The sequence below is a fragment of the Rhizobium ecuadorense genome (assembly GCF_001187535.1).
Lineage (GTDB): Bacteria > Pseudomonadota > Alphaproteobacteria > Rhizobiales > Rhizobiaceae > Rhizobium > Rhizobium ecuadorense.
Window position 1 is genome coordinate 1 of sequence record NZ_LFIO01000074.1, and the last position, 22256, is coordinate 22256.

The window sequence follows — 22256 nt, forward strand, 5'->3', positions numbered from 1 at the left end:
ATCCGACTCCGTTTGAGCCAACAGAATGCTTCAATCTAACCAGGAAAGGCTCTAGTTACCGCAGCGTTTTCAGCAGCTGGTCTCGATGCAGATCGATATAGTTGATATCGCCGAGATACAGCCGGGCGTCTCCCGCAGCCACGTCCTCCGCGAAGGTCTGGTCTCCGGCCGAGGCGCTTGCCAGCATGAAGTTGACGAGCGCCCGAAGCCGCCTGCAGATCATCTCCGGGAGTTGGCGCCGCTCTTCTGCTGTCGTTCCATAGGCCGTGCAGAAGATTGCCGCCCGCCGCAGTTGTTCGTCGAGGCCTGATGTCACGCCGGGATGGGAGGGATCGGACAGGGGTGCCCAGCGGTAAACCGCATAGGCCAGATCCCAGAGGCGCGGGGCGGGATGGGCGGTGTCGAAATCGATGATCCCGACAGCCTCATGCTCTGCCGTGGCGACATTGTATGGCGCATAATCTCCGTGGCAGATGATCTCGCACGGTTCCTGTTGCGGCAGCATCCATGTCTGGACCTCGCGATCCGTTGCCAGAAACCCTTCAGATGCCGAATGAAAGTCGCGCAGAAGCCTGGCCGCAGACAGCAGCATCGTCTCCGATCCGACAAATGGATCACCCAGGTCTTCGCAGACGCGCCCGGCGACGTAGCTGACGATCTCCTGGTTTCCCCCTGTGATGCCGATAGGCTCCGGTGCCGCCAGGAAGCCTCTACTCCTGAGACGCCGCAAAAACCGATGTACTGTCGGCGTCCATGCGCCGGATGGCCGGATGACGGTATCGCCGTTGCGCCAGATCTGCCCGGTTCGTCCGCCGTCCAACGGTTTCACGTCATTGCCTCCCACCTGCGGTGCCTTTATGCGGATTTCCGTTTTTCCATATGGGCCTGAACCGTGGCGCCAAGGTTGGTCTCATGGCAGTTCCGGTAGAACGTCGCCGTATCCGCAGGCATCCCGTCGGGTATGGCGACGAAGTCTTCAAGCCGGAAACCACTTGAACGGCCGAGCTGCTCATTCGCCAACTGGCTTTCGCTCAACCCGTTAACACGATCGGCCAGGGCTTCGAAATAGGCGAGGTTCGCCTTCACCGTCGAAGGCGAAGATGTCTGGCCATGCGCGGGGATGACCAGCCTCGCATCGAGGTCACGAATCCGCTGGAGCGAGGAACGGATCAGGCCAAGATCGCCAGCAGTTCTGCTCCAGACTTCGGGAATGGGGTATTCCACTGCGTCGACGGCCAGGCAGGTGCGCAGTTCGGGAATCCAGACGGCGATATGGTCGGGCGTGTGCCCGGGTGTATGGATGAGTTCGAGCGTCAGATCACCGCCGTTGAGGACCATCGAGCCGGAGAAGGTGATATCGGGAGCCACGAGCTCGACGTTGCGAAACCGTGATTCCTCGCTCGTCTTGTCTTTCAGAACCTGTAGTGCGGAGGGATTACGCAAGCGGTCGAGTGCTGCGGCATGTGCGATAATCGGAGCGCGCCCCGCAATGGCGGCATTTCCCCAGAAGTGATCCCAATCCATGTGCGAATTGATGACGATCAGCGGGCGAGCTGCAGCCTTTTCTTCAAGCAGATCCAACCCCATCCGGCATAGCTCGGGTGTGCCGAGCGTATCGATCAGGACATTGAATCTCTCGGTCCGGACAAACACGGCATCGACTTCGTCCCCTGCCCGAACGATCATGATCCGCTCGTCAAGTTCGGGATAGGAGCACAATTCCACCGATATATCCACGTCTGTTGCCTCTATTGCAGTCGGAGTGCTTTCTTTCAGTAGATCAAATCCTGATCATGTGCCTGCCCTTTAAGGATGGTGCGGCCGCTCTACAGGCACATACACATCCCACCGTTTCATCACATCATTCGGCACGGCGGTTGCGCATATCACCATCACGCTGGGTTTCGACCGGCCGAGGCTCTTCGGCGTCCATTGTGACCGGAGCGGGACCTCGCATCGGGGAACCAGCACCTTCACGTTGGGCTCCAGCACCTCCCATTGCTGCTGCCCTTTGGCGTTTTCCCGTTCGACGAAGTGCCTGGCCTCCGCACGGATTTCGAACAGGCCATGCTTGTACTCTGTGGAACGATCGGTCTCGATGCTCCAGGAGGTGAGGCACAGGACGCAGGCCGAAAGGGTTGCGGCGAAGAGTATCGATCGAAGCATGGATGCGCTCTCAACAGCCAACGGACTCACCCTCCTTGGACAACGGAAGACTACCCGGATGCGGCTGGAATTCTCAAGGTCTCTTCGTCTCACGGGACGGCTTTGATGTTCGAACGAAGCACGTCCCGTCGATCCGGCGCCGACGCGGCCGATGCTTTCGTACACGCGCGAATTGGCCATGCCGGTGGAACAACAACCGCCAAACGTAGTTTGCCCTAAAAGCAACTCGAGGCGGCGGCCGATGTCATTTTCTGCAAACGGGGGTGTGTTGAGCACCCCACCCCGGATCTATTATGTCAATCCGCTCCTTCTCCAGGGCCTCGACGCGTGGCGCGAGATTTTCGACCATGCGGCGGATACCGGTTTCGATCATGTGCTGACGGCGCCCCTCTTCGACCGGGGCGGGGAGCGTAGCGTCTTTGCTTCCCGGGATTTCGACCGCCTCGATCCTGAACTGTCGCTCGCAAGCGCGGTCGAGGATGGGGTGGCGCGCCTGGCGGAGGCTGGCCGCAAGAGCGGCGTCGCCTTGATGATGGACCTGATGCTCGACGGCAAGGCGGGTGACCAAGCGGGCTTTCGTCCTGTCGATCCAAGGCGCTCGCCATTGGACCCGGCGGAGCCGATGACGGCGATGGGGACGGAACGGCAATCGCAGCTGTTGGCGGAATGGACCGGACGGCTGCAGCGGCTGAGCGGCCTCGGTCTCTCCGGTTACCGGGTGCTCGGGATCGATCGCACTGCACCGACGCTTTTCAAATCGCTGATTGCGGCGGTGCGCGAAAAGACCCAGGCACAATTCCTCGCCTGGACGCCCGGAACCGATTTCGCGGTGCGGGGCGGGATCAAGGGGACAGGTTTCGACGGCTGTTTTTCGTCGATGGCCTGGTGGGATTTCGACGAGAGATGGTTCATCGACGAGTATCGCGTACAGCAATCGCTAGGCTGGCAGGTAGCATTTCCGGAGCCGCCTTTCGCGCGGCGCATCGCGCATGGAACCGAGAGCCGCGAGATTCTCGAGCGGCGCGCCGTCAGAGCCTTGCACCTTGCCGCTTCGCTCGGCGGCGGCCTGATGGTTCCGATGGGTTTCGAATATGGTGCGGCCACGCCGCTCGATCCGACGCATGGAAACAGGTCGGGTCTTCGGGGACTGCGCCACGACCTCGCTTTCGATCTTTGTTCCGAAATCCGCCTTGCGAATACCGAAATCGGCAAGGTCGAGAATGCGCCGGCCTCATCGCTGCGCCTGATCCGCAACGCCAATGGACCGGTCTCGGCACTTCTGCAGTCCGAGGTGCAGGATCTGCGGAGCGCTGACAATGTGCGGTTCATCCTGCTGAACAGGGACCTTCGGAAAAGCGCACCGGCGCCGGTCACCGCACTTCGCGAAGCGGCCTCCGGTTTTCTTCCCTCTGCCGCCGACGGTGCCGCTCTGCGTTTGCGGGCAGGGGAGGCGCGGGTCATCGAAGGCAAGGCGCCGTCGCCGATCACCTCCAGGCCCGCTTTGGAGATCGTTCAGGCGACGGCATCGCCGCGGCTCGCCATCGAAAACATCGTGCCGCGCGTCGATGACGGGCGTTTCCCGGTCAAGCGGGTGGTCGGCGACATCGTCACCGTCGAGGCCGACATATTCGCCGACGGCCACGACCCGATCGCTAGCGTCCTGCTCTGGCGTCCGCTCGATGCCATGGCGGATTGGAACGAGACGGAGATGCATCTGGTCGAAAACGACCGCTGGCGTGCCGAGTTCCTGCTGGAGCGCACCGGACGTTACGAGTTCGCGGTCGAGGCGTGGAAAAACCCGTTTGCGATCTTTCGCTACGAGCTGACCAAGAAGAACGACGCCCGGCTGGACCTGAAGCTCGAGCTGCAGGAAGGGCTGAACCTCGTCCGTTCGGCAAAGGTCGCGGCGCCTGCAGCGCTGGGCGCCGATTTGGACGCTCTTGTCGACCGCCTCGAACAGGCGTCGGATGCCGAGCGCACGGCGATCCTGCTCGATCCCAAGACATCGGAATTGATGAACAAGGCCGACAGGCGGCCGTTCCGGCTTCGCTCCGCGGCAAGCGCCGTCGATGCCGAACGCAAGGCCGCGGCCTTTGCCAGCTGGTACCAGATTTTCCCGCGCTCGCAGAGCGGCGATCCGGACCGGCACGGCACGTTCGACGACGTGATCGCAAGATTGCCGGCCATCCGCGACATGGGCTTCGACGTGCTCTACTTCCCGCCGATTCATCCGATTGGTTCGACCAACCGGAAAGGCCGCAACAACAGCCTGAAAGCCGGGCCCGATGATCCCGGAAGCCCCTATGCGATCGGCTCCGAGGAGGGCGGTCACGATGCCATCCATCCCGAGCTCGGCGAATTCGAGGATTTCCGGCGTCTGATCGAGGCGGCAGGCCGGCATGGCTTGGAAATCGCCCTCGATCTCGCCATCCAGGCGTCGCCGGATCACCCCTGGCTGACGGACCATCCCGGCTGGTTCGACTGGCGTCCCGACGGCACGATCAAATATGCCGAAAACCCGCCGAAGAAATACGAGGACATCGTCAACGTCGATTTCTACACCAAAGACGCGCTGCCCTCGTTATGGGTGGAGCTGAGAGACATCGTCCAGCTCTGGGTCGATCAGGGCGTCAAGCTGTTTCGCGTCGACAATCCGCACACCAAGCCCTTTCCGTTCTGGGAATGGCTGATCGGCGATATCCGGGCGCGTCATCCCGATGTCGTCTTCCTGTCGGAAGCCTTCACCAAGCCGAAGGTGATGTACCGGCTGGCGAAGATCGGCTTCTCCCAGTCCTATACCTACTTCACCTGGCGCAATGCCAAATGGGAACTCGAGCAATATATGCGCGAGCTCACGGAGACGGCGGCGAAGGAATTCTTCCGCCCGCATTTCTTCGTCAACACCCATGATATCAATCCGGACTTCCTGCAGAACGCGCCGCGCCCGGCCTTCCTGATCCGCGCAGCCCTGGCCGCCACCCTCTCGGGCCTGTGGGGCGTCTATAATGGTTTCGAACTCTGCGAGGGGCGGCCTGATGCCAAGCGCAAGGAATATGCCGACAGCGAGAAATACGAGATCCGCGCCTGGGACTATGACCGGCCGGGCAATATCATTGCCGAAATCAGGATGCTCAACCGCATCCGGACCGAAAATACCGCGCTGCATTCACATCTCGGGCTGACGCTGCTGAATGCACGAAATGACAATATCCTGTTCTTCGAGAAGGCAAGCAAGGCGCGTGACAACGTCCTGCTGATCGCCATCAGTCTCGACCCCCACAATTTCCAGCAAAGCGATGTCGAGCTGCCGCTCTGGCAGTGGTCGCTCGGCGATGGCGGCACCCTGGATGCCGAAGACCTGATCGGCGGACATCGTTTCAATTGGACCGGCAAATGGCAGAGCATCGGGCTCAATCCGCACGTTCTGCCCTATGCGGTCTGGCGTATTCGCTCAAGGGAGGCATGAATGGACACGGTGAAGGCCGATGGCTCGCACCAGCCGCTGCTGTGGTACAAGGATGCGATCATCTATCAGCTGCACATCAAGTCGTTCTACGACGCCAATGGCGACGGCGTCGGCGACTTTGCCGGCCTGCACGCCAAGCTCGATCATATCGCGGCGCTTGGCGTCAACGCCATCTGGCTGCTGCCCTTCTTTCCCTCGCCGCGCCGCGACGACGGCTATGACATCGCCGACTATGGCAATGTCAGCCCCGACTACGGCACAGTGGAGGACTTCCGCGCCTTCGTCGACGCCGCCCATCAGCGCAATATCCGCGTCATCATCGAGCTCGTCATCAACCACACCTCCGATCAGCATCCCTGGTTCCAGCGCGCCCGCCAGGCGCCGGCGGGATCGCCGGAGCGCGACTTCTATGTGTGGTCGGATACCGATCAGAAATTCCCGGAAACGCGCATCATTTTCATCGATACGGAAAAATCCAACTGGACATGGGACGCCGCCGCCGGCGCTTACTACTGGCACCGCTTCTATTCGCATCAGCCTGACCTGAATTTCGACAGCCCGCTCGTCATGGAGGAACTGCTGAAGGTGATGCGCTTCTGGCTGGAAACTGGCATCGACGGTTTCCGCCTCGACGCGATCCCCTACCTGGTCGAGCGTGAGGGCACGATCAACGAAAACCTGCCGGAAACCCATGCGATCCTGAAGCGCATCCGCGCTGCTCTCGATGCCACCCATCCCGGGGTGATGCTGCTCGCCGAGGCCAATCAATGGCCAGAGGACACGCGCGAATATTTCGGCGAGGGCGATGAATGCCACATGGCCTTCCACTTCCCGCTGATGCCGCGCATGTATATGGCGATCGCCAAGGAGGACCGCTTCCCGATCACCGATATCCTGCGGCAGACGCCGGAGATTCCCGAGAATTGCCAATGGGCGATCTTCCTGCGCAATCACGACGAGCTGACGCTCGAAATGGTGACCGACGCCGAGCGCGACTATCTCTGGGAAACCTACGCATCCGACAAGCGCGCCCGCATCAATCTCGGCATCAGGCGGCGCCTGGCGCCGCTGATGGAGCGCGACCGCCGGCGGATCGAGCTGATGAATGCGCTGCTTCTGTCGATGCCGGGAACGCCGGTCATCTATTACGGCGACGAGATCGGCATGGGCGACAATATCTATCTCGGCGACCGGGATGGGGTGCGGACGCCGATGCAATGGTCGCCGGACCGCAATGGCGGTTTCTCCAGGGTCGACCCGGCGCGTCTTGTCCTGCCGCCGGTCGCCGACCCGCTTTACGGTTTCGAGGCGGTCAATGTCGAGGCGCAGAGCACGGACGCGCATTCGCTGCTCAACTGGACGCGCAAGATGCTGGCGCTGCGTGGGCGGCATCCGGCCTTAGGCCGCGGTTCGTTGCGGTTCCTCGCGCCGGAGAACCGCAAGATCCTCGCTTATCTCAGGGAGTATGAAGGCGAGACCCTGATGTGCGTCGCCAATCTCTCGCGGCTGCCGCAGGCGGTCGAACTCGACCTCTCAGCCTTCGAGGGCCGCGTGCCGATCGAATTGACCGGCATGTCGCCCTTTCCGCCGATCGGGCAACTGACCTATCTGCTGACGCTGCCGCCCTACGGCTTCTTCTGGTTCCAATTGGAGGCCGATGCCGACCCGCCGGCATGGCGCACCGCGCCACCCGAACAGCTTCCCGATCTGGTGACGATGGTTGTCCGCCGCGGCCTGCTCGATCTTGTCGATGAGCCCAAGCTTGCACGCGTCCTCAGCACCGAAATTCTGCCTGCCTATCTCGGCAAGCGGCGGTGGTTCGGGGCGAAGGACCAGCCGCTGCAGGCGGCGCGTCTGATCTCCGCAACGCCGATCCCGTTTGCCGACGGGATCGTCCTCGGCGAACTGGAGGCGGTGCTGCCGAACCATAGCGAATCCTACCAGCTGCCGCTGGCGGTCGCCTGGGACGATGCGCAACCATCGGTGCTGACCCAGCAACTCGCGCTCGGACGGGTCCGTCAGGGCAGGCGCGTCGGTTTCCTGACGGACGGATTTGCCGTGGAGGCGATGGCGCGCGGCATACTGCGCGGGCTTGGCGATCGCTCGCGCATCACCGGCCGCACCGGCACGCTTGAATTTCTCGGCACGGAACGGCTCGATCGTCTCGCGGTCACCGATGACCTACCGGTCCATTGGCTCTCGGCCGAGCAATCCAATAGTTCGCTGATTGTCGGCGACCTCGCGATGATCAAGCTGATCAGGCACATCTTCCCCGGTATTCATCCGGAGGTCGAGATGACGCGCTATCTCACCCGCGCCGGCTACGACCACACGGCGCCCCTGCTCGGCGAGGTCGCGCATACGGACTCCAGTGGACGCCGCTCGACATTGATCATCGTCCAGGGCGCCATCCGCAATCAGGGCGATGCCTGGAACTGGATGCTGAACAATTTGCGCCGCGGGGCAGACGAACTCGTGCTGAACGATCCGGCCGTCCAGCCAGGCGACGACGTCTTCCAGCCACTGATCAGCTTCGTCGCGATGGTCGGCCTAAGGCTCGGGGAACTGCATGTCGTGCTCGCCGGGGAGACCGCGGACGAAGCTTTCAGCCCGGTCGTCGCCGGCGACCGCGAGGTGGAGGCGATGAAGAAGGCGATTGCCGGTGAGGTCGACTACGCGATGTCGAAACTATCAGAACGTGAGGAGAGTGCCGATCCGGCAATCGACCTGCTCGCAGCCCCGTTGCTCAAGCGCCGCTCCGAACTCGTCGAGCTCGCCGCGACGCTGGCGCAGGCGACGCGCCATACGCTGATGACGCGTACCCATGGCGATTTCCATCTTGGCCAAATCCTCGTCAGCGAGGGCGATGCCGTCATCATCGACTTCGAGGGCGAGCCTGCGAAAAACCTGGGCGAGCGCCGCGCCAAGACGAACCCGCTGCGCGATGTCGCCGGGCTTTTGAGATCACTGAGTTATCTCGTCGCCACCGCCAAGCTCGACAACGACGCCGTCATCGAACACGAGAACGAAGTCCGTCGCGAGGCCATCGCCCGCTTCGGGCGTCAGGCGGAAGAGGCGTTCCTCGACGCCTATTCGCAGGCGGTTTCGGCATCGACGGCGCTTGACATGCCACCTGATCAACGACGGAGGGTCCTCGATGCCTTTCTTCTCGAAAAGGCCGCCTATGAAATCGCCTATGAAGCGCGGAACAGGCCGAAATGGCTTCCGATTCCGCTCTCCGGCCTCACCGAAATCGTGTCGCGCTTGGCGGGAGTTCCGGCATGAATGTTGAGCGCTCGGAACTTCTGGCCGGCATCGGGCACGATGCCCTCTGGGCCCTGATCGACGGGCGCCACGGCGATCCTTTTTCGATCCTCGGCCCGCACGAAAGCGGCGGCATGACAATCGTGCGCGTCTATCTGCCTGGCGCCGAAGCCGTCGATTTGATCGAGGCGGTGAGCGGTCGGGTGGTCGCGCCTTTCAGCATAGCGCATCCATCCGGCCTGTTTGCGGTAGCGACAGCTGCCCGGGCGGGCTACCGGCTGCGGGTCACATGGCCGGATGCGGTGCAGATCACCGAGGATCCCTATAGTTTCGGTCTGCTGCTCGGCGAACTCGACCTCCATCTGATATCGGAGGGTACCCATTACAGTCTGAGCCGGACGCTTGGCGCGGCGGCGATGTCGATCGACGGCATATCGGGCGTCCGTTTCGCCGTATGGGCGCCGAATGCCCGCCGGGTCTCGGTCGTCGGCGACTTCAATGCCTGGGACGGGCGGCGAAATCCGATGCGGCTGAGGCAGTCGGCGGGCGTCTGGGAGCTGTTCATTCCGACGCTTGCCCCCGGCGAAAGATACAAGTTCGAGATCGTCGATGCCGAGGGAACCTGCCTGCCGCAAAAGGCCGATCCGGTGGCAAGGGCAAGCGAAGCTGCCCCATCCACCGCCTCGATCGTCGCATCGTCGACGCCGTTTCGATGGACGGATGACGGCTGGATGAAGGGCCGCTCCCGCCAGGAAAGACTGGAAGGCGCGATGTCAGTCTACGAGGTGCACGCCGGCTCCTGGCTGCGCGACGGGCGGGACGGCAACAGATATCTCGACTGGGTCGAGCTCAGCCAGCGGCTCGTTCCCTATGCCAGCGACATGGGATTCACCCATATCGAGCTGCTGCCGATCATGGAGCATCCGTTCGGTGGCTCCTGGGGCTATCAGCCGCTCGGCTTGTTTGCCCCGACCGGCCGGTATGGGACACCGGAGGATTTCGCCTATTTCGTGGACCGCTGCCATGGCGCCGGGCTCGGCGTCATCCTCGACTGGGTGCCGGCCCATTTTCCGACGGACGTCTGGGGTCTTGCCCGCTTCGATGGCAGCGCGCTCTACGAACATGAAGACCCGCGTGAGGGCTTTCACCGGGACTGGAACACGCTGATCTACAATCTCGGCCGCAACGAGGTCAAAGGCTTCCTGATCGCAAGCGCGCTCGAATGGCTCGAGCGTTACCATGTCGACGGCTTGCGCGTCGATGCTGTGGCCTCGATGCTTTACCGCGACTACAGCCGCGATGAAGGCGAGTGGATTCCCAACCAATATGGCGGCCGCGAAAATCTGGAAGCGGTGGAATTCTTCAAGCACTTAAACAGCATCATCCACGAGCGCTGCCCACATGCGATTGTGATCGCCGAGGAATCAACGGCCTGGCCTGGCGTTACAAAGCCGCCCGAGCAGGGCGGCCTCGGTTTCGACATCAAATGGAACATGGGCTGGATGCATGACAGCCTAAGCTACATCGAGAAGGATCCGGTCTACCGCAGCTATCACCACGGCACGATGACCTTCGGCATGATCTATGCCTATTCCGAGCGCTTCATGCTGCCGATTTCCCATGATGAGGTGGTCTATGGCAAAGGATCGCTGCTGACGAAAATGCCGGGCGACGACTGGCAAAAATTCGCCAATCTGCGCAGTTATCTCGGCTTCATGTGGGGCCATCCCGGCAAGAAGCTCCTGTTCATGGGAAGCGAAGTTGCCCAGCCGGGCGAATGGAACCACGACGCGTCGGTGAGCTGGGATGTGCTGGACCGGCCTGAGCATGTCGGCATTCAGCGCCTGGTGAAGGATCTGAACGCGTTTTACAGCGACGAGCCGGCGTTGCAGTTCGGCGATTTTCACCCTGAAGGTTTCGAATGGGCGGCTGCCGACGACGCCGTCAATTCCGTTCTCGGTATGCTCCGTTATGCCAAGGACCGCTCTTCATCCGTTCTCGTCATATCGAATTTCACGCCGGTGCCGCGTTACGGCTACAGGATCGGCGTGCCTGATGATGGCGTGTGGATCGAGCGGATCACGACGGATGCACGCGAATATGGCGGCTCCGGCCTGGTCAATGGCGCGCTGTCGAGCGAGCCAGTGCCGGTCCATGGCCGGCCATTCTCTTTATCGCTGACGGTGCCGCCGCTGGCGACGGTCTTTTTCAAGGGACCGTCGCCTTGATAGGATTCATTCGGCGTGCGGCGCCGGATGAATGAAAGGCCAGGGGCTTGCCTCGGATCCTTTTTCGATCGGAACCTCGATGAGCACGGGTTCATCGAGAGATAGGGCTTTCTCGATCGTCTCTTTGAGTTCGCTGGGGCTCGTCACTCTGAATGACCGGACACCGAAGCTTTCCCCGAGGGCGACAAAATCCGGATTGGTCAGGTCCGAGCCGAGATAGCGGCCTTGATAAGCTTGCTTCTGGTCGCGCAGCACGTTGCCATAGGCCGAATTGTTGAAGACGATAGCGACGACATTGATCTTGTGCTGGACGGCGGTGGCAAGTTCCTGAACGCCGAACATAAAGCCGCCATCGCCAGAGACAGAGATCACAGCTTTGTCGGGATTGGCGACCTTCACACCCAAGGCCGTATTGAAGCCAAAACCCAGATTGTCCTGATAACCGCATGTCACGTATTGGCGCGGCCCGTAGACCGGGAAGGCAAAGCGGGCCGTGAAGCCCATCTGGCTGACTTCCTCGACGAAGAAGCCGTCTCTCGGCAGAGCCTCACGAATGGCATCGAGATAGGCAAGCTGCGGCTGGACCTCAGAGAAACGCGATCTGGCGTCTTTGTTGAGGTCAGCGAATTCGCGGGTGCGATCCTGGCGGCTGGCGCCTGCCAGTGCAGCGATCAGAGCCTGCGTTCCGGCCTTGGCATCGGCGACGATGCCGACACTAGGCTTGAGGCGGACCATTTCGGTCGGATCGATATCGATGCGGATGATCTTGAGATCCTTGGGGAGCCATTTCCATCGCATGAACTGCAATTCGAGCCGGCTGCCGATGCCGATCAGAACGTCGGTGTTCTTCCAGTATTCATAGGCGGCGACGAAATTCAGGTAGTTCGGGTGGTCGTCGGCGACGATGCCCTTGCCGGAACGATGGGAGGTGACGGGCGACTGCAACAATTCCGCGAGAGCGGCGATCTCGGCGCCGGCATCCGCGGCACCGCCACCGACCATGATCATCGGATTCCTGGCGCCGGATATCAGTGCCGCTGCGGCAGCGATCTGATCGGAGTTGACAGCCGGATGAGGGGCGCTCGAACCGATGGGAAGTTCGACTTCGGGGCCGGATTGGCCAAACACGTCCCATGGCGCTTCGACCGCTCCCGGACCCTGGCGGCCGGAAAGCATTTTGCCGATGACCTCGGCCATGACGGGACCAGCCTCGGACGGATGATTGATGCGCTCCGCCGTCTTGGTAAGCCCACGCATCGTCGCCAGTTGATCGGGCAGTTCGTGCAACTGTCCTCTGCCCTGGCCGATCAAATGGGACATGATGTTGCCGGTGATGCAAAGCACCGACGCGTTGGCGCCGTAAGCGGTGCAAAGAGCCGCGCCGGAATTGAGAACGCCGGGGCCGGGGACAACGGTATAGGCGCCGATCCGGCCGGTGGACTTGGCATAGCCATAGGCCATATATCCGGCGCCCTGTTCGTGCCTTGTGTGAATGAACCGAACCTCCTCACGGGCGCCGTAGAGGGCATCGTTGAAATCATACATGTGGGCGCCCGGGATGCCGAACACCGTGTCGATCCCATGGCCGACGAGGGAACGGGTCATCGCCCGGCCGGTCGTTTCTTTCCTGCTCATCTGAAGGCTCCAATGGCCTGAGTTGGGTTATTACGCGGCTATTGGTTCAAACAACCTTCAGCGCGAAGTGCGGCGACGATGGCGCCGGCATCGGCCGGCTGCATGCCCGCAAGGTTCATACGGCCGGAGTCAGCCATGTAGATGCCGTGCTTGGCTCTGAGGGCTGCTGCCGTTTCCTTGGACATGGAGAGATTGGAGAACAGGCCGCGTTGCCGGCTGATGAAGGCGAGATCCGGCGCTGCGGCGGCGAGCGCCGCACGATTGCCGTTGACACGCTCGCACATCTCTTCGAGCTCGGCGCGCCACATGGCCGACATATCCCCACTCTCAAGAATGCTCCTGACGATCGCGGCGCCATGATCGGGTGGCATCGACCAGTTCACGCGGGCAAGGGCGGCCATATTGCTCTCGGCCTTGCCGATGTCGTCGACATTGCGGGTCATTGCATAGAGCGCGCCGACACGCTCGCGATAGAGACCGAAATTCTTGTCGCAGGAATAGGCGATCAACGCCTCGTCGACCGCATCGAGGATCATGCTTGTCGGTGCCGCGTCCTGCTCTAGGCCGTCACCAAGCCCCTGATAGGCAAGATCGATAAACGGCACCAGTCTATGTGCAACGAGCAGCTCGGTTATTTCTAGCCACTGCTCCATGGTGAAATCGATGCCGGTCGGATTGTGGCAGCACCCGTGAAGGAGGACGACATCGCCTTCCGCAGCGGAAGACAAGGCGGCGATGACGCTTTCGAATTTGACCTGCTGTGACGTCAGGTCGACGAAGGCGTAGTCCTTTACGGCCAGGCGTGCCGAGGCAAAGATCGGCGCATGGTTCGGCCAGCTCGGCGTGCCCAATAGAATCTTTGCCGATGGATTCGCCGTCTGGATGAGCTCGGCGCCGAGACGCAGCGCGCCGCTGCCGCCCGGTGTCTGAATGCCGACAAGGCGGTGACCGAACGTCGGCGATTTGCCGAAAATGATGGGCTGCAGCAGCCGCACGAATTGCAGATCGCCTTCCGGGCCGAGATATTTCTTGCTGTCCTGGGTTTCGAGGAGAAACTGCTCCGCTGCTTTTACGGCTCGCATCACCGGGGTGCGGCCCATGGCGTCGCGATAGACGCCGACACCAAGGTCGATCTTTCCGGTGCGCTCGTCGGCCTGAAAGGCCTTGATGAGGGCAAGCAGGCTGTCGGCCGGCCGGCTGTTCAGTTTCTCAAACACAAGTCCACCTCCGTTTCCAGGTTCTATCCGGAGACTAACTGAACTCTTGTGGCGAATTTCTGCGATTATCTGCCTGTGGCCGCACATCGATGCAGACATTCTGCGTCATTCGGCTATTCTGCGCAGAAATTCTCCTTGTCTCATTGGATGGCCCATGCTTGACCAGTTCGATATCAAATTACTCGCCGCCCTCCAGCAAAACAGTGAAGTGACGCAGGGCGAGTTGTCGCAGAAGGTCAATCTCTCCGCGACCCAATGCGCACGCCGTTTGGAAAGGCTGCGCAACGAGGAGTACATCCAGAGCGTCGTCGCCATCCTCAATCCGGTAAAACTGGGTTTTGCCGTCGTCGCTCATACGCTTGTCAGCCTGCGCGCGCATACGGAAGGTGGAAACGAGCGGCTTCATCGGTTCATCGAGACCGCGCCGGAGATTCTTGAGTGTTATTCGCAGACGGGCGACGCCGATTTTCTGATGAAGGTCATGACGCGTGACCTCGACCATCTCAGCCAGTTTCTAGAAAGGATGATCCGGGTCACCGACAATCTCGCCTCGGTCAAGTCGAGCATCGTCCTGAAGACGCTGAAAAAGACGACTGCTTTGCCGCTGCAGATCATGACGTGAGAGCGGCAGAGCATGATGCCGAAAAGTGTGAGCGGTTTTCGGGCGACATCCTGTTCTAGCCGCTCTCATCTGAGATAGTGGATGTGCGGACGCGAATGATAGGGCGAGGCTTCGATGCGGGCCTCGACGGAAAAGACCTCGCGCAGAAGGTTCTCGCTCAGCACGTCTTCAGGTGCGCCCGAGGCGACGATCCTGCCCTGCTGCATGATAACAAGCTCATCGCAGAACATGGCGGCGTGGTTGAGATCGTGCAGGGCGACGATGCTGGTGATCGGCAGGCCGGAGACGAGCCGCATCAGGCCGATCTGGTGCTGGATGTCGAGATGGTTTGTGGGTTCGTCGAGGATCAGCTCCTGCGGCGACTGGGCGAGCGCCCTGGCAATATGGGTGCGCTGCTTTTCGCCGCCCGACAGGCTCTGCCAGCGATCGTCACGCTTCTCCGCCATGCCGGAGCGGGCGAGCGCTGCTTCGACCGCCTCTTCGTCGGCCTTGGTCCAGCCTGAGAACATGGAGCGGTGCGGGAAGCGGCCGAGCTTGACGACGTCGATGACCTTCAGATTGGCATTGGTCGTGGCGTGCTGCTCGACGAAAGCGATGCGCCGTGCGATCGAGCGGCGGCTGATCTTGCCGATATCGTTGCGATCGAGGATGACGCGCCCGGAATGCGGCCGCTTCAGGCCGGCGAGAAGCCGCAGCAGCGAGGTCTTGCCGGAGCCGTTCGGCCCGAGCAGGCCGAGCATCCGGCCGGGCTGCGCCTCCAGGGAAACGCCGTCCAGAATGGTCTTCCTGCCAATTTTCCAGGTGAGGTTGTCGGCCTTGATGCTCATGACGCACGCTGGAACCGGTAGAGGATGATCGAGAAGAAGGGAACGCCGACGAGCGCCGTGACGACGCCGATCGGCAGGATCTGGCCGGGAATGAGGGCGCGCGCGGCGATGTCGGCGAGCACCACGAAGATCGCGCCTGCGATGGCGCAGGCCGGCAGCAGCCGAATATGCAGCGGCCCGACGACGAAGCGGGCGACATGCGGCACGACGAGGCCGACGAAGCCGATCGACCCGACCATGCTGACGATCGTCGCCGTCATCATGGCGGTGAGCGCGAAGAGCACCATGCGGGCGCGGGCGACATTGACGCCGAGCGAGGATGCCGCCTCGTCGCCGAAAGCGAAGGCGTCGAGCACGCGGGCATAGAGAAGACAGGCGGCAAGGCCGAAGCCGACGACGACCGAGACCAGCGCGAATTCCGGCCAGCGCACGCCGCTGAAGCTGCCGAGCAGCCAGAACATGACGTCGCGGGCCTGCTGCGCATTGGCCGAGGTGGTGACGATATAGGAGGTCGAGGCGTTGAAGAGTTGCGATGCGGCCACACCGGCAAGAATGGTGCGGTCCGCGCCGCCGCGCGTGCCGTTCGAGAGCAGCGCCACGAAGAAGAAGGCGGCGAAGGCGCCGGCAAAGGCGCCTGCCGACAGCGACACCGCGCCCGCGCCGAGCCCCAGGATGACGATCGCCACGGCGCCGGTGGAGGCCCCGGCGGAGATGCCGAGCACATAGGGTTCGGCAAGCGGGTTGCGCAGCAGCGACTGCATGATGGCGCCCGACAGTGCCAGCCCCGCGCCGCAGAAGGCGGCGACCAGCGCGCGGCTCAGGCGATAATCCCAGATCACCGTCTCATGGATGCGGTTCAGCTCGACCGCGGTCCAGCCGAGCCGGTTGGTGACGGCCGAAAACGTGGTCGCAAGCGGAATCGGCAAGTCGCCGATCCCGACGCTGATGCCGACGGCGACAGCGATGAGGCAGAGGGAGGCGAGCAGCAGTCCGGTGACCGCTCCCAGCTGCCGGAAGAGACGGCCTGCGTCCGTCACTTCAACAGACCGAGAGCCTTTAGCTGCTCGGCCACCTGCTCGGCGCCGTAGATCGTGCGGATCGTCGGGTTCATGGCCTGACCGTCCATGACGACGAGCGCCTTGTTCTTGACAGCAGGGGTCTGGCTGACGGCCGGATCGGTATTCAGGAAGTTGATCTTGGCCTCGGGCTTATCGAGTTCCCAGCGGTTGCGGTCGAGGCTGGCGACGACGATAACGTCGGGATTGGCGGCGATGATGCCTTCCCAGCCAATGGTCGGCCATTCCGCTTCCGCTGATATCGCATTGTGGCCGCCGAGCAGGTCGGCGATGAAGCCCGAGGCGCTGTTCTTGCCGCTGACATAGGCGTCGGCCGACGGGCTGGGGCTCGAAAACCAGAAGACGTAGGAGAGGTTCTTGCCGTCCTTGGAAACGCTCCCGCGAAGCTTGGCTTCCCGCGCCTTGAAGTCGGCAATCAGCGCCTGGCCGCGATCGGCGACGTCGAAAATCTGCGAAAGTTCGTCGATCTCCTTGTAGAGGAGATCCATGTTCCACAGCTCGGCGCGGCTGCCGTACTGATCCTTGACGTCCTTGGTGCTGAGGCAGGTGCTGGGCGAGAGATAGGTTGAAACACCTACCTTGTCGAAATCCTCGCGCTTGGCAACCTTGCTGTTCGGCCCGACGAGGCTCGGGAGCGCCGCCGCGACGAAATCGGGGTTTTCGGCGAGCATCGATTCGAAAGTCGGCATCTCGACGGTGAGAAGCTTGACCTTGGCATTGGCTTCGGCGAGCTGCGGCAGCACCTTGCTCGGCCAGAAGGCGGTGCCGACCATCTTGTCCTGAAGGCCGAGCAGCAGCAGGATTTCCGCGCTGTTCTGGCCGAGGCCGATCGCTCGCTCGGGCGCCTTCTTGAATGTCACCGCAGCGCCGCAGTTTTCGAGCGTCAGCGGGTAGGCCGTCGAACCGGCCAGCGTCGGATTTGCGGCAAGGCCGGTCAGGGCGGAGAGGCCGCAGGCGGTCAGAATTGATTTGAGGCTGGTCACGAAGAAATCCCCGGTGCGTGAGTGTCTGCGGCCGGGGTATAGCCTCAGGAGCAGCCTGAAAACAAGACTGAATAAATCAACTTATCACAAAATCGACAGGTGATCGTTGAGCGACAGTCGCTCCTCAGCTTGCCTCTCCGGTTTCGATGCGGGCGGTTTTGCGCGTGGCATGCAGGAAGGCTGCAATGAAGGCGATCGCGAACAGGAGAACGATGGTCGGGGCCGGCGCGCTGTCGATAAAGAAGGAGAGATAAACGCCGGCAAAGGCAGTGATCACCGCGATTGCGACCGACAGAGCGAGCATCGTACTGAAGCGGCGCGTCAGCAGATAGGCAATGGAGCCCGGTGCGATCAGCAGCGAGATGGCGAGAATGATGCCGACCGACCGAAGTGCTGCGACGATCGTCAATGAAAGCAGGCAGAGCAGGCCGTAGTGAAGCAGCTTCACCCTCAGCCCGACCGCTCTTGCCTGAGCCGGATCGAAGGCATGCAGCAGCAGGTCACGCCACTTGACGGCGATGATGGTGGCCGTCAGCGCCGCAACGGCTCCGGTCTCCACGATGTCGGGAAAGCCGATGCCGAGCATGTCGCCGAAGAGGATGTGATCGAGATGCACCTCGGACTGGATCTTCACATAGAGAACCAGGCCGAAGCCGAACATGCCCGAAAATACGATGCCCATCACCGTGTCCTGCTTGATGCGGCTGTTATCCTTGAGGAAGCCGGTGGCAAGCGCGCAGACCATCCCGGCCGCAAAGGCGCCGACCGCCAACGGAAAGCCGGCGATATAGGCGATGACCACGCCCGGGAAGACGGCATGGCTCATGGCGTCTCCCATCAGCGCCCAGCCTTTGAGCACAAGGAAGCAGGAGAGCAGCGCTGTGGGGATGGCGATCAGCACCGAGATGATCAGGGCGTTGATCATGAAATCGAACTGGAACGGCGCCAGCAGGGTGGTAAGACCGTTCATGAGGATGTCTCCAGCGCTTGAGCGGCCCTGCGCCGGCTCGCCAGCATTCCGTGCTTGGGCGCCAGGATGAAGGCGGCAAGGAAGATCAGCGTCTGGAGGACGATGATGATGCCGCCGGTCGCGCCGTCGAGGAAATAGCTCACATAGGCGCCGATGAAGCTGGTCGCCGCCCCGATCGCGACGGCGATGACGAGCAGCCGCGGGAAACGATCCGTCAGCAGGTAAGCCGTCGCCCCCGGCGTCACCACCATGCAGATGACCAGAAAGGCGCCGACGGTCTGCAGCGCCGCGACCGTCGAGGCCGACAGCAGCGTGAAAAACATGATCTTGAGCCGCGTCGGATTGAGCCCGATCGAACGGGCGTGGGTCTCGTCGAAGAAGACGACCATCAGGTCCTTCCACTTCACCAGCAGGATGGCGAGCGAAACGAAGCCGATGATGGCGAGCTGAAGCGTGTCTTCGGGGGTGATTGCGAGGATGTTGCCGAGCACGATCGTCTGAATGTTCACCGCGGTTGGTCGGAGCGATACCATGAACAGGCCGAGCCCGAAGAAGGAGGAAAAGATCAGGCCGATGATGGCGTCTTCCTTCAGCTTGGTGCGCTGGTTGAGGAAGAGCATCGCCGCGGCGGCAAGGCCGCCGGAGAAGAATGCGCCGATCGAGAAGGGAAGTCCGATCATGTAGGCGCCGGCGACACCCGGCACGATGGAATGCGAGAGGGCGTCGCCGATCAGCGACCAGCCCTTGAGCATCAGATAACAGGAGAGGAAGGCGCAGACACCGCCGACAAGAGCCGATACCCACATGGCGTTCAGCATGTAGTCATAGGTGAAAGGTTCGAGAAAGACGGCCATCAGGCTTGCTCTCCGCTTCCGTTCGCCGAGACAGGCGCGAGCAGCTTGCCCTCCCGCAGGACCAGCGGCCTCTCGTCGTCGGTGAGGATCCCGACGGGATATGGCTTGCTGCCGGAGCCATTCAACACGAGATGACGAAGCACGCCGCCGAAGGTTCTCTCGAGGTTTTCCTGGGTAAAGGTCTCGTCCGTCTGTCCGTAGGCCAGCACCGTGCCTTTGATCAGCACCGTGCGGTCGCAGAATTCCGGCACGCTGCCGAGATTGTGCGTCGACACCAGCATCACCCGGCCTTCGTCGCGCAGAGAGCGGAGCAGCTTGACGATGGCCTCTTCGGTCTTGACGTCGACGCCGGTGAAGGGTTCGTCGAGCAGGATGACGCGGCCGTCCTGCGCCAGCGCGCGAGCAAGGAAGACGCGCTTTTTCTGGCCGCCGGAAAGTTCGCCGATCTGGCGCTTGCGGAATTCGCTCATGTTGACGCGGGCGAGCGCCTTGGACACGGCTTCGTGGTCGGCCGCTTTCGGAATGCGCATCATCCCCATATGGCCGTAGCGCCCCATCATGACGACGTCCTCGACCAGCACCGGAAAATTCCAGTCGACCTCTTCCGATTGCGGCACGTAGGCGACAAGATTTTTTCGCAGCGCTTGTTCGACCGGCATGCCGAGCACGGAAATCTCACCCCTGGCGAGGCGCACGAAGCCCATGATCGCCTTGAACAGGGTCGATTTTCCGGAGCCGTTGACGCCGACGAGCGCGGTAATGGTACCGGTGGGTGTCTGGAAGCTGGCGCCGCGCAGCGCCGTGTGGCCGTTGCGATAGGTAACCGTGGCATCCTTTACAGAGATGCCGGCCCCCGCATCCGAAGATGCGGGGGAAACCGGGGAAGCGATACCGTTCATTGCGACAGGCCTTCGGCAAGCCCCTTGACGACGGTGTCGGAGGTGACGCGCAGCAGGTCGATATAGGTCGGCGTGGGGCCGTCGGCTTCGCTCAGGGAGTCGACATAGAGCACGCCGCCATACCGGGCGCCGGTTTCACGGGCGACCTGGCGGGCCGGCTTGTCCGACACCGTGCTCTCGCTGAACACGGCAGGGATCTTGTTGGCCCTGACGGCATCGACGACTTTGCGGACCTGTTGCGGCGTGCCCTGCTGATCGGCATTGATCGGCCACAGATAGAGTTCCTTCAGGCCGAAGTCGCGGGCGAGATAAGAAAAGGCCCCTTCGCTCGATACCAGCCAGCGCTTGTCCTCGGGAATGGTATTCAGCTTCTCGCGGATCGGCGCGATGGTCGCCTCGATCTCCTTCTTGTAGGCCTCGGCGTTGGCCTTGTAGATCTCGGCATTCTCAGGATCGTATTTGACGAAGGCATCGCGGATGTTGTCGACATAAATGATCGCGTTCTTCGGCGACATCCAGGCATGCGGATTGGGTTTGCCGCTATAGGGGCCTTCGCTGATGCCCATCGGCTCGACGCCTGTGGAGACCACGACGTCGGGAACATCTTTCAGGTTTCGGTAGAATTTCTGGAACCACAGCTCGAGATTGAGGCCGTTCGACAGGAGGATCTGGGCGCCCTGCGCCCGCTGAATATCACCGGGCGTCGGCTGATATTCGTGGATCTCGGCCCCGGGCTTGGTGATCGATTCCACGATCGCCGCATCGCCGGCAACGTTCTTTGCCATGTCGGCAATGACGGTGAAGGTGGTCACCGCTTTGAACTTCTCCTGCGCGGCGGCACCGCCGGCCATCAGGCCGAGTGCGGCGACGGCCACCAGTCCGCTTACGACTCTGCGTCTCATGTAACTCGGCATGAATATTCCCTTCATTGCTTCATCAAACCATTCGGCGCGCACAGCGACGGCCGGCAACAAGTTCACCGATAAAAATGCGACGCATTTGCAATTAATGCCGATGAGCCTCGTTGCTATCTATTCTGCAATTGCGAATGAATTGCAATAAGGATTTTGAAAACGAGCAAACCGAAAATTGTCCGGACGCGCTGATGTCGAACGGCACGGCGCCTTGCCCGGGTCATATGCCTGGCGATGCAGCAAAGGAGAGGAAGGGCGTACCGATACACCGTGGCGGGCCCGAAACGGCCCGGCCCGACCTCGGCAGCCTCAAGGGAAAATCCCTGGAATAGGGTCAGCTCAGCTTTCCCACGAGCTTGGCATAGTCCGAAAAAGTTAGCTGCTCGCCTTTCCCGGTGGCCTGCTCGGCAAGCTGCAAGACACGGATGGGAAACAGGATCGCGGCACGGTTGGCGTCCGACAGCTCATGGTCGTCGTCGTCCTCGACGGACTTCATCGCTTTCGACAACGCGGCATTGAGCTCCTGGCGGGTGAGCAGATCCTTCTCGACGATTGCGTCGCAAATCGACGCCATCGCCATGATCAGGCCCTTGAGCTGCAGATTGGCCGTATTCATGAGAACTCCAATGAAAGAGGCAAGCTCTAATCCGGTTCGACCGACCGGATCGTGTCGACCGAGACCATACCTTCGACAATGCCACGCATGATATCGTGCCTGTTCCGGTCGATCTCGATGACAGTATAGAGCTTGTCGTCGCGGAAGGCACTGGCATTGGCCGTCGTCACATCCTCTGCGGGAGCCGCATCCACTTCCATGAAGTCGAGTTCGCGCGCCGCGGCGACGATCCTGGCGTCGCCAGGCGTTCTGGCGGCCACGACGACGATGCCGTGACCGGGGGCATTGTCCCATCTCGGATCGTCAGGAGCCGCGATCGGTTCCAGCCGGTAGATGTTGAGCATCTCGCCGCCCGTTTCGGGCGAGGCTTGCGCCGCCGCATCCTGCATTTGTGCTTGGCTCTCGACCGATTTTCCGAATGTGTTCGGGCTGGTCGCGTTGTTGATCTCTTCCTTGCCTGTCCTTGAGACGTTCGACATGTCGCTCTCCATTGTCAGGACGGAAACGACGGCCGGCGCG

19 protein-coding genes are annotated in these 22256 nt (G+C 61.7%); 5 read left to right on the forward strand and 14 right to left on the reverse strand.

The genetic code is table 11. The features are described from left to right. Positions 1-55: 55 nt before the first annotated feature. The 3 genes from AF337_RS03080 to AF337_RS03090 all read right to left on the reverse strand — a co-directional run bounded on the left by AF337_RS03080 (position 56) and on the right by AF337_RS03090 (position 2166). Complete coding sequence (locus tag AF337_RS03080; protein ID WP_049731129.1) at positions 56-829, reverse strand: phosphotransferase enzyme family protein; 774 nt, start codon at positions 827-829, stop codon at positions 56-58. Positions 830-855: 26 nt separating this feature from the next. Next, on the reverse strand, positions 856-1737 hold the full coding sequence (locus AF337_RS03085; RefSeq protein WP_049731012.1) for an MBL fold metallo-hydrolase: 882 nt from the start codon (positions 1735-1737) through the stop codon (positions 856-858). A 69-nt stretch (positions 1738-1806) separates the two neighbouring features. After that, the gene (locus AF337_RS03090; protein WP_049731013.1) at positions 1807-2166 is read right to left on the reverse strand and encodes a hypothetical protein; all 360 of its coding nucleotides are present in this window, start codon (positions 2164-2166) and stop codon (positions 1807-1809) included. A gap of 241 nt (positions 2167-2407) precedes the next feature. Here AF337_RS03090 and AF337_RS03095 point away from each other — a divergent pair, with 241 nt between their 5' ends. From AF337_RS03095 to glgB, 3 genes are read left to right on the forward strand one after another with little or no spacing between them, the layout of a single operon-like run. After that, positions 2408-5632, forward strand: a complete 3225-nt coding sequence (locus tag AF337_RS03095; protein WP_049731014.1) for an alpha-1,4-glucan--maltose-1-phosphate maltosyltransferase — start codon at positions 2408-2410, stop codon at positions 5630-5632. Next, positions 5633-8917 (forward strand): maltose alpha-D-glucosyltransferase, encoded by a 3285-nt coding sequence (gene treS, locus AF337_RS03100; RefSeq protein ID WP_049731015.1) that lies wholly within the window; start codon positions 5633-5635, stop codon positions 8915-8917. It begins immediately after the preceding gene. Then, entirely contained in the window at positions 8914-11124 is a 2211-nt protein-coding gene (glgB, locus tag AF337_RS03105) for a 1,4-alpha-glucan branching protein GlgB (protein WP_049731016.1), read from the forward strand. Before treS ends, glgB begins: the two co-directional genes overlap by 4 nt. A 6-nt stretch (positions 11125-11130) precedes the next feature. Here glgB and AF337_RS03110 read toward each other — a convergent pair whose 3' ends face one another. After that, positions 11131-12759: a thiamine pyrophosphate-dependent enzyme gene (locus AF337_RS03110; RefSeq protein WP_049731017.1), complete on the reverse strand. Its 1629-nt coding sequence runs from the start codon at positions 12757-12759 to the stop codon at positions 11131-11133. Between the two features lie 38 nt (positions 12760-12797). Then, positions 12798-13976 carry an amino acid aminotransferase gene (locus AF337_RS03115; protein WP_049731018.1) on the reverse strand — a complete coding sequence of 393 codons (1179 nt, stop codon included), beginning with the start codon at positions 13974-13976 and terminating at the stop codon, positions 12798-12800. Positions 13977-14130: 154 nt separating this feature from the next. Between AF337_RS03115 and AF337_RS03120 the strand changes: the two genes are divergently transcribed. Continuing rightward, entirely contained in the window at positions 14131-14598 is a 468-nt protein-coding gene (locus AF337_RS03120) for an Lrp/AsnC family transcriptional regulator (RefSeq protein WP_049731019.1), read from the forward strand. Between the two features lie 65 nt (positions 14599-14663). On the opposite strand, the gene AF337_RS03125 is transcribed toward AF337_RS03120, so the two are convergent. From AF337_RS03125 to AF337_RS03155, 7 genes are all read right to left on the reverse strand, one after another. Continuing rightward, the gene (locus tag AF337_RS03125) at positions 14664-15425 is read right to left on the reverse strand and encodes an ABC transporter ATP-binding protein (protein ID WP_049731020.1); all 762 of its coding nucleotides are present in this window, start codon (positions 15423-15425) and stop codon (positions 14664-14666) included. Beyond that, on the reverse strand, positions 15422-16462 hold the full coding sequence (locus AF337_RS03130) for a FecCD family ABC transporter permease (RefSeq protein ID WP_049731021.1): 1041 nt from the start codon (positions 16460-16462) through the stop codon (positions 15422-15424). Before AF337_RS03130 ends, AF337_RS03125 begins: the two co-directional genes overlap by 4 nt. Beyond that, a complete protein-coding gene (locus AF337_RS03135) occupies positions 16459-17484 on the reverse strand; it encodes an ABC transporter substrate-binding protein (protein ID WP_049731022.1) in 1026 nt (341 codons plus the stop codon). The genes AF337_RS03130 and AF337_RS03135 overlap by 4 nt, the downstream gene beginning before the upstream one ends. Positions 17485-17608: 124 nt before the next feature. Next, positions 17609-18454 (reverse strand): metal ABC transporter permease, encoded by an 846-nt coding sequence (locus AF337_RS03140; RefSeq protein ID WP_049731023.1) that lies wholly within the window; start codon positions 18452-18454, stop codon positions 17609-17611. Beyond that, a complete protein-coding gene (gene sitC, locus AF337_RS03145) occupies positions 18451-19308 on the reverse strand; it encodes an iron/manganese ABC transporter permease subunit SitC (RefSeq protein ID WP_049731024.1) in 858 nt (285 codons plus the stop codon). Before sitC ends, AF337_RS03140 begins: the two co-directional genes overlap by 4 nt. Then, the gene (locus AF337_RS03150) at positions 19308-20207 is read right to left on the reverse strand and encodes a manganese/iron ABC transporter ATP-binding protein (RefSeq protein WP_049731025.1); all 900 of its coding nucleotides are present in this window, start codon (positions 20205-20207) and stop codon (positions 19308-19310) included. The genes sitC and AF337_RS03150 overlap by 1 nt, the downstream gene beginning before the upstream one ends. Next, positions 20204-21121 (reverse strand): metal ABC transporter substrate-binding protein, encoded by a 918-nt coding sequence (locus tag AF337_RS03155; protein ID WP_049731130.1) that lies wholly within the window; start codon positions 21119-21121, stop codon positions 20204-20206. The genes AF337_RS03150 and AF337_RS03155 overlap by 4 nt, the downstream gene beginning before the upstream one ends. Between AF337_RS03155 and AF337_RS43125 the strand changes: the two genes are divergently transcribed. Next, complete coding sequence (locus AF337_RS43125; protein WP_160320234.1) at positions 21120-21269, forward strand: hypothetical protein; 150 nt, start codon at positions 21120-21122, stop codon at positions 21267-21269. The genes AF337_RS03155 and AF337_RS43125 overlap by 2 nt on opposite strands. A 186-nt stretch (positions 21270-21455) precedes the next feature. On the opposite strand, the gene AF337_RS03165 is transcribed toward AF337_RS43125, so the two are convergent. Further along, a complete protein-coding gene (locus AF337_RS03165) occupies positions 21456-21737 on the reverse strand; it encodes a hypothetical protein (RefSeq protein ID WP_049731027.1) in 282 nt (93 codons plus the stop codon). A 26-nt stretch (positions 21738-21763) separates the two neighbouring features. Further along, positions 21764-22216: a hypothetical protein gene (locus AF337_RS03170; protein WP_049731131.1), complete on the reverse strand. Its 453-nt coding sequence runs from the start codon at positions 22214-22216 to the stop codon at positions 21764-21766. Positions 22217-22256 lie beyond the last annotated feature (40 nt).